We start from the raw sequence: 11,893 nt of genomic DNA, 5'->3' as shown, positions 1-11,893 counted from the left end.
CGAGGTCGGCGCACAGGTGCGCGCCCCGGTACATGCAGGGTCGGCGCACAGGTGCGCGCCCCGGTACATGCGAGGTCGGCACGCAGGTACGCGCATCGGCACCCGCACCGGTCAGCGCGGTCCGTACCGTGCCTCGATGCCCGCGACGATCAGCAGCAGCCCGTCCTCGAACCGTTCGTCGTAGCGGGCGAAGATCTCGGCCCCGGCCTCGGCGGCGAGCGGGTACGCGGCCATGCGGGCGGCCCGTTCACCGATGTCGAAGCCCTCCCGCCGCTCGTGCGGCATGGGGTGGACGCCCTGTTCCTCGGTGACGAAGCCCATCGTGTACGCGTAGGCGGTGGTGCCCGCCCGGACGGCCTGCCACAGCTCGAACCCGGCGTCGACCATGGTGCGCAGATGGGTTTCGAGGCCGTCCGCGTGGTCGGTCCCGGTGAATTTGGCCCCGCTGTAGACCTTCGCCCCGTCGCGGTAGCGGAGCAGGGCGGTGCGCAGGGCGCTGTTGTACGCGACCAGCTGGTCCTGCCAGCGCTCCGGCCCGGGGCCCGGCAGGTCCTCGACGAGCATCCGGCGGTACATCACCGTGGCCATCTCGTCGAGGAGCGCCTGCTTGTCCTTGAAATGCCAGTAGAGCGCGGGCGCCTTGACGTCCAGCTCCCGGGCGATGGCGCGCAGGGTCAGGCCGTCGAGGCCCACCTCGTTCAGCAGCCGCAGCCCGGTGTCGGCCACCCGCGCCCGGTCGATCTTCGTCGTACCCACCTTGACAATTTAACAGCGTTAAGCGCACACTCCGAATCATGGAACTTAACAGCGTTAAGGAGACAGGGCTCCCGAAGAACGGCGGGGCCCCGGAGGCGAGCGGGATACCGGAGGCCGGCGGGATGCCAGAGGTCGGCGGGATCCCGCAGGAGACCGAGGTACTGATCGTCGGCGCCGGCCCCTGCGGCCTGGCGCTCGCCTGCGACCTGGCCCGGCGCGGCGTGCGCGCCCTGGTCGTCGAGCAGGCGCCCGCGCTCTTCCCCGGCTCGCGCGGCAAGGGCATCCAGCCCCGCACCCGGGAGGTCCTGGACGATCTGGGCGTGGGCGAGGCGGTGCGCGAGTACGGCGGCCCGGCCCCGGTCCGGATGGTCTGGCAGGACGGACGACGGCTGGGCGAGCAGGACATGTTCCGCCGCGCGGCCCCGACCGACTCCGAGCCGTACGGGGAGCCGTGGATGATGCCGCAGTGGCGCACCCAGGAGATCCTGCTGGCCCGGCTGCGCGAACTGGGCGGCGACGTCGTCTTCTCCGCCGCGCTGACCGGCCTGGACCAGGACGCGGACGGGGTCACCGCCCGGCTGGCCACGGGTCCGGTGCGGGCCTCCTTCCTGGTCGCGGCGGACGGCGGGCGCAGCACGGTCCGGCGTGCGCTGGGGATCGCGATGGCCGGTGAGGAGGTGGACCCGGCGCCGATGCTGGTCGCCGACGTACGGGTGGCCGAGGGCGCGCTGGACCGGCTCAACTGGCACGCGACCCAGGGGGAGCAGGGCTTCCTCACGCTCTGCCCGCTGCCCGGCACGGCGGACTTCCAGCTGGTCGCCCAGTTCAAGGAGGGCGCGCCCGACACGTCCCCGCAGGGCGTGCGCGCGGTGGTCGCCGCCCGCACCCATCTCTCGGCCGAGGACATCACCGAGGTCCGCTGGTCGTCCGACTTCCGGCCGCGCGCCGCGCTGGCCGAGCGGTTCCGCGAGGGCCGGGTCTTCCTGGCGGGGGACGCCGCGCATGTGCACTCCCCCGCCGGTGGCCAGGGGCTGAACACCAGCGTGCAGGACGCGTACAACCTGGGCTGGAAGCTCGGGCTCGTCCTGCGGCAGGGGGCTCCCTCGGCGCTGCTCGACAGTTACGAACAGGAGCGCCGCCCGGTCGCCGCGGCCATGCTCGGCCTCTCCACCCGGATCCACCGGGGCGAGCAGGAGCGGGGCACGGCCACCCAGCAGCTCGGCCTCGGCTACCGCACGGGCCCGCTGTCGGAGGGCCGGGCCGGGGTCCTGCACTCCGGGGACCGCGCCCCGGACGGCCGGACGACCGGGGGCCGCCGCCTCTTCGACGTCTTCCGGGGCCCGCACTTCACCCTGCTGGCGGTCGGCACGGACGCCCCGCTTCCGGCATGCGACGGCGCACAGCTGCGCGTGCACCGCACGGACGCCCAGGAGGCGTACGGCAAGGGCCTGTTCCTGGTCCGCCCGGACGGCTACGTCGGCTGGGCGGGCGAGGACGCCTCGGGGCTGGTGCGGTATCTGGCCCGGTTCGGCCTCGCCCCGGTCACGGCGTCCTGAGCCGGAAGGTCACACAGTGCCGATCCGGAGGGCCGTACGCTGCCGATCGGAAGGCCGTCCGCTGCCGATCCGGAAGGCCGTCCGAAAGGTCACACGCTGCTGAGCGAGAGCTTCGCCGCGAAGCCGAGGAAGAGCAGACCGGCCGCCGAAGTGGCCCCCGCCGACAGCCGCTTGCGGCGGCGGAACGCGGCGGACAGCCGGGTGCCGCCGAATATCAGCATGGACAGATAGAGGAAGCTGGCCAGCTGCAGCAGGGTCCCCAGCACCAGGAACGACAGCGCCGGATAGGCGTACCCCGGATCGACGAACTGCACGAAGAACGAGATCAGGAACAGGATCGCCTTCGGGTTGAAGAGGCTGACGACCAGCGCCCGGCGGTAGGGCCGCTCCATCGCCCCGGCGGCCGCGGGCCCGGTGTCCTCCTCGGTCAGCTCGGCCATCCGCCGGTGCCGCTCGCGCCACATGGTCACGGCGGTCCGCAGCATGCCGATCGCCAGCCAGGTCAGATAGCCCGCGCCGGCGAACTTGACGACGGCGAAGAGCACCGGCGTGGTCTTCAGCAGCGACGAGGCGCCGAGCGCGGACAGGGTCATCAGCACGGTGTCCCCGGTCCACACCCCGGCGGCAGCCACATACCCGGTCCGCACCCCGCGCCGGGCGGCGACGGAGAGCACGTACAGCGAATTCGGCCCCGGCAGCAGAACGATCAGCACCAGGCCGGCGAGATAGGTCGGAAGGTCGGTGACACCCAGCATGGAACGGAGTGTCGCACGCGGGTACGACACTCCGTCCAGGGGGTTTCGGGAAGGTGCGGGGTCAGTCCTCGTCGCCGTCGAGGAGGCGGTCGACGGAGAGCTTCATCTCGACGCCGACCACGTCCGGCACGGTGAACGAGGTCCCGCGCTTGTGGTGCACCTTGTTCTTGTACTCGCCGCCCCGGGGATCGGTGCAGAGCAGCACCTGGTCGTGCTTGCGATCGGCCACCACATAGACCGGAATGCCCGCCTGGGCGTAGTCCTCGACCTTGGGGCCGAGGTCGTCCGCCCAGTTGGTGGACGTCACCTCCACGACCATGCGGAAGACGTGGGCGGCGTAGCAGTTCTTCATGGCGTGATGGTCCCGGAAGTCCGCATCGACGACCGACAGGTCGGGAATCGCGTAGTCCTCGGGGCCGGTGGGCAGCCACAGCCCGACGCCTTGGACGAGTCTGAGCCCCGACTTGCGCGCCCGCGCACCGAATTCCTCGCCGAGCCAGGACAACGCCAGAGCGTGCGTTCCGTCCGCCGGCGGTGTCGCAGTGAGCCTCCCCTGGAGAATCTCCACGCGATGCCCAGGCAGCGAGTGTGCGAGCTGGTCGGCTGCCTCGCCGAGCGTCAGCTCCGGCTGTTCCCGCACGTGCACCTGCTCCTCGTGCTGTATTACGGCCACGGCATCCTCCTTTCGGGGACCACTGTTCATGAGCTTGTCCACGGTCGCGGACATTCGGCGAGAGATCACCCGTGCGAGTACCCGCCCCCTCAGAACGCGTCCGACGGCACGTACCTCCCCCAGACCTCGCGCAGCGCGTCGCACACCTCGCCCACCGTCGCCCGTGCCCTGAGCGCGTCCTTCATCGGGTACAGGACGTTCTCCGTGCCCCCGGCCGCCTTCCGCAGCCGGGCCAGCGCGCTGTCCACCGCGCCCCGGTCGCGTCCGGCGCGCAGCTCCGCCAGCCGGGCCGCCTGCTCGGCCTCGATCGCGGGGTCGACCCGGAGCGGCTGGTACGGCTCCTCCTCGTCGAGCCGGAAGCGGTTCACGCCGACCACGACGCGTTCCGCGCTGTCGGTCTCCAGGGCGATGCGGTACGCGGAGCGCTCGATCTCGCTCTTCTGGAAGCCGCGTTCGATCGCGCTGACCGCACCGCCCATGTCCTCGACCCGGGCCATCAGCTCCAGGGCCGCGGCCTCGACGTCGTCGGTCATCGACTCCACGACGTAGGACCCGGCGAACGGATCGACCGTCGCGGTGACATCCGTCTCGTACGCCAGGACCTGCTGCGTGCGCAGGGCCAGCCGGGCGGACTTGTCGGTGGGGAGGGCGATGGCCTCGTCGAAGGAGTTGGTGTGCAGCGACTGCGTACCGCCGAGGACCGCGGCCAGGCCCTGCACGGCGACGCGCACCAGGTTGACCTCGGGCTGCTGGGCGGTGAGCTGGACGCCCGCGGTCTGGGTGTGGAAGCGCAGCATCAGCGACTTGGGGTTCTCGGCGCCGAACTCCTCCTTCATGACCCGGGCCCAGATCCGGCGGGCCGCGCGGAACTTGGCCACCTCTTCGAGGATCGTGGTGCGGGAGACGAAGAAGAAGGAGAGCCGGGGCGCGAAGTCGTCGACGTCCATGCCGGCCGCGACGGCGGTACGGACGTACTCGATGCCGTCGGCGAGGGTGAACGCGATCTCCTGCACGGGCGAGGCCCCGGCCTCGGCCATGTGGTAGCCGGAGATCGAGATGGTGTTCCACTTCGGGATCTCGGCCCGGCAGTACTTGAAGGTGTCGGCGACCAGCCGGAGCGAGGGGCCCGGCGGGAAGATGTACGTGCCGCGCGCGATGTACTCCTTGAGCACGTCGTTCTGGACGGTGCCGGTGAGCTTCTCCGCCGGGACCCCCTGTTCCTCGCCGACCAGCTGGTACAGCAGCAGGAGGAGCGCCGCGGGAGCGTTGATCGTCATGGACGTGGAGACCCGGTCCAGCGGGATCCCGTCGAACAGGACCCGCATGTCGTCGATGGAGTCGATCGCGACCCCGACCTTGCCGACCTCGCCGGAGGCGATCGGCGCGTCGGAGTCGTGACCCATCTGGGTGGGCAGATCGAAGGCGACGGAGAGACCGGTCGTGCCGTGGGCGATCAGCTGCTTGTACCGGGCGTTGGATTCCGTGGCCGTACCGAAACCCGCGTACTGGCGCATCGTCCACGGCCGACCGGTATACATCGTGGGGTAGACGCCGCGCGTGAAGGGGTAGGCACCCGGCTCTCCCAGCTTTTCGCCGGGGCTCCAGCCGTCGAGCGCCTCCGGTCCGTAGACCGGCTCGATGGGCAGTCCCGACTCCGTCTCACGCGTCATCTGCTGTGCCTTCCGCTGAAGCTGCCCGGTGGATCCGCTGATCGGTGACCGGGGTTCCCGCGACGGACCGCGGTGGCGGGCGCGAGACCGTCCCAGGGGCCGGGGCCTGCGCACAGCCCCTGCCCGACGGCCCCGTTCCCGCTCCCCTCATCATGCGCGGGACCGTCACCGCGCGCGGGCTTTGACGACCGGGCGGAGCGGGAATCCGTCCAGGGGAACACCGCAGACACAGGGGGCCGAGATGATGAACAGCACCAGCAGGAGCACATCGCGCACCGCGGTACGGGGCCGGGCGGGGACCGCGGCGGTGCTCGCCGTCCTCGCCGTCGCCGCCGCGGCGGGCTGCAAGGCACAGGTCACCGGAAGCGCACCGGCGGCCCCGTCCGCGCCGCCCCGGGCCACGGCCACCGACGACGGGAAGTCCGCCGCCCGGCCGCCGTCGCCGTCACCCGCCCGGTCGACGCCGGCGGCCGCCGCCTCGTCGCCCCGGGCCACCGCGTCCCCCACGCCGGAACCCGATCCGCAGAGCACAACGCTGATGGCGAGCGGATCCGAGAGCGGGCAGGTACGGGAGCTCCAGGCCCGGCTGCGCCAGATAGGCCACTTCGACCGCAGCCCCACCGGCTACTACGGGTCCGTCACGGTCGCCGCGGTCCAGTCCTTCCAGGGCAAGCGCGGCCTCTCCCGTACGGGCAGGACGGACACCCTGACCTGGCGCAAGCTGCTCGGCATGACGCACGAGCCGACGGCCGCCGAGCTGAATCCGCCGACCACCCGGCAGGTCGCCGATCCGGACAAGCGGTGCATGACCGGCCGGGTGCTCTGCATCAGCAAGAACAGCCGGACGCTGTCCTGGATGATCGACGGCCGTGTCGTGTCGTCGATGGACGTCCGCTTCGGCTCCCAGTACACGCCGACGCGCGAAGGCACCTTCTCCGTCTACTGGAAGTCCCGCCACCACGTGTCGACGATCTACCACACGGCCATGCCGTACGCGATGTTCTTCAGCGGCGGCCAGGCGGTGCACTACTCGGCGGACTTCGCGGCCCGCGGCTACGACGGCGCCTCGCACGGCTGCGTCAACGTCCGGGACGAGGGGAAGATCGCCTCGCTCTTCGCCCAGGTGAAGAACGGCGACAAGGTCGTCGTCTACGGATAGCACCGGGACGGCGGAGAGAGGCGGGAGAGAAGAGGCGCGGACGGGACCGGGGGAACGTGTCCCGCCCGCGCCATGTGCGCTGAGCCGTAGGTACGGGGGGAACCCCGGCTCTGTGCGCGGCCGATGACCAGTCGGCTCACTCCCTACTGCGTCACGGCCTCAAAAAATGTCACACCTGGCGGCGGAAGGCTGGAAAAAGCCTGTCGCGCGGGGCTTGGGGCGGCTCGGCTCAGTCCGGGGTACGGGCCGAAGGGGTCAGGGAAGCCGGGGTCGGGGGCAGCCGCACACCCTGGGCGAACCGGACCGACGAGGGCAGACCGGAGCCGAGGGCGCCGTCGCTGTTCCAGTTCCAGCCGTCGTCGCCCTGGCCGTCTTCGCCGTCGTCGCCCTGACCGTTCTGGCCACTCGAACCGTTCTGGCCGTTCTGGCCGTTCGGGCCGTTCTGTCCGTTCGGGCCCTTGCCGGACCTCGCGATCAACCGGTCGCAGAACCGGTCCAGATTGCGGGCACCCTTCGCCAGCGCTTCGAGCTTGCGTCTACGCATGTCATCCAGCTTGCCGTCGCGGTAGTCGCGGCACGCCGTGAGCGCCTTGGCGTACCACTCGCCGGAATCGGCGGTACCGGACGTACCGGGCAGCTCGCCGGTCCGGGCGCTGCCGACGGAACCGCTCGCGGAGCCGCCGGGCTTCCGGTCGCCGCCGCCGTGCTTCTTCGTCCGGCCCGAACCACCGGGGTCCGGGTCACCGGGCGGGACGGAGGGGCGGGCAGGGGGCGAGGAGGTGTCCGCTCCTGGCGTGGTGGACGGCGAAGGCCGCGGGTTCTCCTGCTCGGTGAACCCCGAACCGAGCTCCTCGGGCGTCGCCGCGGCAGAGACGGAGGTGGCCGGCACGGGCGCGTGCTCGCCGAACGGTCCGGGAAGCATCCCGGCCCCCGCCGCCACGGCCACCCCGCCGAGCGCGCAGCCCGCGAGGGAGGCGACCAGGCCGAACCGGACGGGCCGGCTCCAGCGCGCGGGGCGGCCGGGGCCCACGGACGGGCCGGAGGCGTGCGGGGCGGCGGATCCGATGCGGACCGGTTCGAGCAGCTCGGCCCCGGCCGACCCGCCCGCCTGCCCCAGGGCAGCCCTCGTCCGCGCGTTCACCCGGGTCCTCGGGTGCGCGGAGCGGGTGGCGGTGCGGAAGGCGGCCAGCGCGGCGGCCTCGCCGGGAAGTTCACCGGTGGCCGGGCGGGCGCTGCGGGCGGCGGCGTCCAGTGCGGCCGCCAGCCTCTCGGCATCCGTACACGAGTGACCGCCGACGGGATCGACCGGCTCGCCGCGGAGCAGTTTCTCCGCGGCGCCCTTGTCAAGCCATTCGTACCGCTCGTCGGCCATCACATGTCCTTCTGCGTCCACGGACGCGAATGCGTCACACCCGCCGGGGCCGCCAGACCCTTGCGGACGGGGCGCTGGGCGGGCACTCCACCGAGTTCCGCCGTCCGGCCCGCCGCACCCGGCAGCGGGCCGGAGGGGTCCGCGTTCCCGGCCCCGGCGGTGTCGGCGTCCGCGCCGTCCGTGCCCGCTGCGCTGCCCACGCCGTAGGTGCTGTCCGTACCGTCCACACCACCCACACCACCCACACCATCCGCGCTGTCCGTGCTGTCCGCGCGCAGCAGCTCGGCCAGCCGCTTCAGTCCGCGGTGCGCGGCGGTGCGTACCGCTCCCGGGCGCTTGCCCAGCGTCTGCGCGGCGCTCTTCGCGTCCAGACCCACCACCACCCGGAGCACCACGGCCTCGGCCTGGTCCTGCGGCAGCCGGGCGATGAGCGACATGGTGCGGCCGGTGGCCAGGGACTCCATCGCCTCGTCGGCGGTGTCGGACTCGGCCGCCTTCTCGGACAGTTCCGACTCGTCGCCGCCGACCGCGGGGCGCCTGCCACGCATCCGCAGGTGGTCCAGCGCACGGTTGCGGGCTATGCGCGCCGCCCAGCCACGGAAACGGTCGGCGTCGCCGCTGAACCGGTCGAGGTCGCGCGCTATCTGAAGCCAGGACTCGGACGCGACGTCCTCGGCGTCCGGCTCACCCACCAGCGTCCGTATGTAGCCCAGCAGCCGTGGCTGCACAGCGCGGTACACAGTACGGAAGGCGTCCTCGTCCCCGTCCTGTGCCGCGAGTACCGCGGCAGTGAGCTCCGCGTCGTCCCCCAGCACTCCCTCAACCCGCCCTGCTGTCCAAAATCGCAGCTGGTCATCACTGCCGCGCCACCCTGCGCGACTCAGCACGCTACGTCCTCGGCGGGGGTCACGTCCATGACTTGTACAACCCGCAACATTCCTCGGAGACCGGTGCGGTGTGACAGAAAACGCAGCGACGACGCTGAGTGGAGTACGGGGTCGTCCTACGGCCCCGCGGAAGACGACCGGGGCCTCTCCTGTGGGGGGTGGCGGCCCCGGTCGTCCTCGTTTTCCTACCGCTCTGACCAGGCGATATGTGGGCCGCCCACCTCCTCCGTGACCAACGGCGTGACCAACGCGCCGACGGACCCTTCCGGGTGAACCCGTTCTCGGACCCCAGGTATCCGAGCTCAGAACAAGCTCCTGGCACCTTCCACTCGGCGCCGAAAGCCGCCGACACGAGAAGCCCGCCGGAAAGTGCAATCCAGGCGTTCCCGTCGCCTGGACGACCCCGGACGATTACCGGACAGCAGCCGCTAGAGTGCCCGGAGTGAACACCACGCCTCAACCGACGACCGCCTTCCGCCTGATCGTGACGGGAGGCGGCACCGGTGGTCACACCTACCCCGCTCTCACCGCGATCCGCACCTTGCAGGCACGCCTGGCGGCCTCCGGTCGCACCCTCGACGCCCTGTGGATCGGTACGGCGGAGGGCCTGGAAGCCAGGATCACCAGCGCGGAGGGCATCCCGTTCACCACCGTCGCCACGGGGAAGATCCGGCGTTCCTCGAACCCGTTGAAGATGGTGTCTCCTGCCAACGTCCGGGACATGGCGCGCGTGCCGCTCGGGGTCGCCCAGGCGCGCAGCGCCGTCTCCGCCTTCCGGCCGGACGTCGTGCTCGCCACGGGCGGTTACGTAGCCGTGCCGGCCGGGCTCGCCGCCAGGATGTGCCGGGTCCCGCTGGTCCTGCACGAACAGACCGTCCGCCTCGGCCTCGCCAACCGTAAGCTGGCCGGTTCCGCCACGAGGATCGCCGTGTCCTCGGAGTCGACCCTGCCGCTCCTGCCGGAGAGCGTGCGGTCGGCGGCGGTGGTCACCGGCAACCCCGTACGACCGGAGGTCCTGTCCGGTCACCCGGACAAAGCAGTGGCCGCCCTCGGTCTCCACGCCTTCGACCGACGCCTTCCGACGGTGTACGTCACGGGAGGCGCGCAAGGCTCACAACAAATCAACGACGTGGTCGGCGGCCAACTGCCGTGGCTGCTGGAGCGCGCCAACGTGGTGCACCAGTGCGGCCCGGCCCACCAGGAGGCGCTGTCCGCGCGCGCCGCAGGGCTTCCGGCCTCCCTCGCCGCCCGCTTCCACCTCACTCCGTTCGTCGGACCGGAGCTGCCGGACCTCCTGGCCCTGGCCGATCTCGTGATCTCCCGCAGCGGCGCGGGCACCCTGGCCGAGCTGACCGCCCTGGGCAAGCCCGCCGTATTCATCCCGCTCGCCACGGCGGCCGGCAACGAACAGGCCCACAACGCCCGCCACCTGGAAGAGTCCGGGGCAGCGGTCGCCCTCCTCGGCGAGGTCACCGGCGGGCACCTGCGCGAGGCGGTCAGCCCCCTCCTCGACCATCCCGAGCGCCGGGCCACGATGGCCGCAGCGGCCAGGGCGCACGGTCGCCCGGACGCTGCGGAAAGGCTCGTGGACGTGATCCTTTCCGCAGCGGCGCAGTAACAGCGCGGCCCGCGGTGGGTTACGTAATCCGTCCACCGGTACGGAGCACGGTGCCGACTTCAATGAGCACAGCGCATTCGTGGAACGCGGCGTCGTCCTGGCCCATCGGGTCAGGCACGTCGCGGTCTCCGAGGTAGAGGCGCAGTTTGTTCTCGTTCTCCGGACCGCAGACGGCTCGGAGGGTGGCAAGGACGGAGACGTCCATGGCGAGTACTGTGTCCGCCCACTCCAGCATGTCCAGGCTGATCTGCTGGGCGCGGTGGGCAGTGAGGTCGTAGCCCAGCCGCCGCGCGGCGTCGATCATGGCGGAATGGGCCGGCCGGTCCTGCCATTTGCCGATCAGTCCGGCCGAGCGGACGGCCATATGTGGTCCGCCCCGTCGAGCGAGAGCAAGCTGAGCGAAGGGGCTACGACAGTAGTTCCCCAGGCACACGACGAGCAGATTCGACATCATGAGCCGCCTGTGGCCTTGAGTGCGTGTCCGAGGGCGGTCACCACTCGGTGGACGTCTGCCTCGGTGAGGTGCTGGTGGAAGGGCAGGCTCAGGATTTCCCGGCTGACCCGTTCGGTGGCGGGCAGATCACGCGTCCAGCGCGCGAAGGCGGGCTGAAGGTGGTTGGGCGGGTAGTGAACGCCGACGCCGATGCTCCTCGCCCGGAGGTGGGCGAATACGTGGTCCCGGTGCGGCACGCGTACCTGACACAGGTGCGGCACCGTGTGGTCAAGGTCGACGTCGACGAGCGTCACCCCCTCCAGCGCGTCCAGCGCATCGCTGTAGGTGCGCCACAAACGCCGCCGGGAGCGCACGGTGGCGTCGAAATGGTCGAACTGCGCCAGACCGATGGCGGCGTTGATGGACGAGAGCTGATACCGCAGGCCGAAGTCCTCCACCTGGTAGCTGGTGGTCTCAGCGCGCTCGCTCTGGGACTGCGTAACGCCCAGCATGCGAAGTCGGCGGACAGCGGCGGCCTCCTCGGGCGAACGGGGGATGACGGCCCCGCCTTGGCCACACGTCAGATTCTTGACCGGCCCGAAGGAAAAGCACGTCAGGGCCGTGTCGTCGGCGCCGACGTGTTTGGATCCGCAGTGAGAGCCGAAGGCATGGGCGGCGTCCTCGATGACCACGGTGTCCCGCCGCCGTAGCGTCGCTCCGCGCCGCCCCCGGAAGCGGACTTCCGGCTTCCTTGCCTCGTGCCTTTCGCGGGAAACACCGCGCAACGCCGCGGCCGTCGCCCGCTCCCGTCGTTCTTCACCCGGAAATCCCGGCGGTCCGGTGTGAAGCCTGTGGCAGACGGGCAAGGCTTGACGGAATTGGCAGGTACATGTGGCGAACCAGTGAACGCCTTGGGGGGCGGGGTGCGGGGAGACCGGTCCGGCGCGCGAAGTCGGGGCAGTGGGCGGTCGGCGTCGGCTTCTCTCGTGGCTCCGCATCCTCCCGTGGCTCCGA

The 11,893-nt window shown here is 71.4% G+C and carries 11 protein-coding genes; 3 read left to right on the top strand and 8 right to left on the bottom strand.

The genetic code is table 11. The annotated features are described in order from the left end of the window. Nucleotides 1-111: 111 nt before the first annotated feature. The gene (locus ACFVFH_RS06565; RefSeq protein ID WP_383764253.1) at nt 112-756 is read right to left on the bottom strand and encodes a TetR/AcrR family transcriptional regulator C-terminal domain-containing protein; all 645 of its coding nucleotides are present in this window, start codon (nt 754-756) and stop codon (nt 112-114) included. A 122-nt stretch (nt 757-878) separates the two neighbouring features. On the opposite strand from ACFVFH_RS06565, the gene ACFVFH_RS06560 reads away from it, so the two are divergent. After that, on the top strand, nt 879-2,312 hold the full coding sequence (locus tag ACFVFH_RS06560) for an FAD-dependent monooxygenase (RefSeq protein ID WP_383765562.1): 1,434 nt from the start codon (nt 879-881) through the stop codon (nt 2,310-2,312). A gap of 89 nt (nt 2,313-2,401) precedes the next feature. Here the strand turns inward: ACFVFH_RS06560 and leuE are convergent, their stop codons facing one another. From leuE to ACFVFH_RS06545, 3 genes are all read right to left on the bottom strand, one after another. Then, a complete protein-coding gene (gene leuE / locus ACFVFH_RS06555; RefSeq protein WP_383764250.1) occupies nt 2,402-3,067 on the bottom strand; it encodes a leucine efflux protein LeuE in 666 nt (221 codons plus the stop codon). A 61-nt stretch (nt 3,068-3,128) separates the two neighbouring features. Continuing rightward, nucleotides 3,129-3,740, bottom strand: a complete 612-nt coding sequence (locus tag ACFVFH_RS06550; RefSeq protein ID WP_383764247.1) for a Uma2 family endonuclease — start codon at nt 3,738-3,740, stop codon at nt 3,129-3,131. Between the two features lie 89 nt (nt 3,741-3,829). Beyond that, nucleotides 3,830-5,410, bottom strand: coding sequence for a methylmalonyl-CoA mutase (locus tag ACFVFH_RS06545; RefSeq protein ID WP_383764244.1), 1,581 nt, complete (start codon nt 5,408-5,410; stop codon nt 3,830-3,832). A gap of 244 nt (nt 5,411-5,654) precedes the next feature. Here ACFVFH_RS06545 and ACFVFH_RS06540 point away from each other — a divergent pair, with 244 nt between their 5' ends. Next, nucleotides 5,655-6,569: a L,D-transpeptidase family protein gene (locus ACFVFH_RS06540; RefSeq protein WP_383765560.1), complete on the top strand. Its 915-nt coding sequence runs from the start codon at nt 5,655-5,657 to the stop codon at nt 6,567-6,569. A 229-nt stretch (nt 6,570-6,798) separates the two neighbouring features. Here ACFVFH_RS06540 and ACFVFH_RS06535 read toward each other — a convergent pair whose 3' ends face one another. Both ACFVFH_RS06535 and ACFVFH_RS06530 read right to left on the bottom strand, forming a co-directional pair. Further along, nucleotides 6,799-7,962, bottom strand: coding sequence for a hypothetical protein (locus tag ACFVFH_RS06535; protein WP_383764241.1), 1,164 nt, complete (start codon nt 7,960-7,962; stop codon nt 6,799-6,801). Next, nucleotides 7,941-8,756, bottom strand: a complete 816-nt coding sequence (locus ACFVFH_RS06530) for an RNA polymerase sigma factor (RefSeq protein ID WP_383764238.1) — start codon at nt 8,754-8,756, stop codon at nt 7,941-7,943. The genes ACFVFH_RS06535 and ACFVFH_RS06530 overlap by 22 nt, the downstream gene beginning before the upstream one ends. Nucleotides 8,757-9,270: 514 nt before the next feature. On the opposite strand from ACFVFH_RS06530, the gene ACFVFH_RS06525 reads away from it, so the two are divergent. Continuing rightward, on the top strand, nt 9,271-10,446 hold the full coding sequence (locus ACFVFH_RS06525) for a glycosyltransferase (RefSeq protein ID WP_383764235.1): 1,176 nt from the start codon (nt 9,271-9,273) through the stop codon (nt 10,444-10,446). 19 nt (nt 10,447-10,465) lie between these two features. On the opposite strand, the gene ACFVFH_RS06520 is transcribed toward ACFVFH_RS06525, so the two are convergent. Next, nucleotides 10,466-10,897 carry a low molecular weight phosphotyrosine protein phosphatase gene (locus tag ACFVFH_RS06520; RefSeq protein WP_383764232.1) on the bottom strand — a complete coding sequence of 144 codons (432 nt, stop codon included), beginning with the start codon at nt 10,895-10,897 and terminating at the stop codon, nt 10,466-10,468. Then, nucleotides 10,897-11,571 carry a DegT/DnrJ/EryC1/StrS family aminotransferase gene (locus tag ACFVFH_RS06515; protein WP_383764229.1) on the bottom strand — a complete coding sequence of 225 codons (675 nt, stop codon included), beginning with the start codon at nt 11,569-11,571 and terminating at the stop codon, nt 10,897-10,899. Before ACFVFH_RS06515 ends, ACFVFH_RS06520 begins: the two co-directional genes overlap by 1 nt. Between the last annotated feature and the right edge of the window lie 322 nt (nt 11,572-11,893).

Origin of the sequence: Streptomyces sp. NPDC057697, assembly GCF_042799335.1 — a bacterium.
GTDB lineage: Bacteria > Actinomycetota > Actinomycetes > Streptomycetales > Streptomycetaceae > Streptomyces.
The sequence above is the reverse complement of the archived record's forward strand: the minus strand, read 5'-3'. Positions and strand labels throughout refer to the sequence as shown.

Coding starts and splice junctions, on each gene's coding strand:
- ACFVFH_RS06560 (WP_383765562.1), top strand. CDS start 879: ATGCCAGAGGTCGGCGGGATCCCGCAGGAGACCGAGGTACTGATCGTC.
- leuE (WP_383764250.1), bottom strand. CDS start 3,067: ATGCTGGGTGTCACCGACCTTCCGACCTATCTCGCCGGCCTGGTGCTG.
- ACFVFH_RS06545 (WP_383764244.1), bottom strand. CDS start 5,410: ATGACGCGTGAGACGGAGTCGGGACTGCCCATCGAGCCGGTCTACGGA.
- ACFVFH_RS06540 (WP_383765560.1), top strand. CDS start 5,655: ATGAACAGCACCAGCAGGAGCACATCGCGCACCGCGGTACGGGGCCGG.
- ACFVFH_RS06520 (WP_383764232.1), bottom strand. CDS start 10,897: ATGTCGAATCTGCTCGTCGTGTGCCTGGGGAACTACTGTCGTAGCCCC.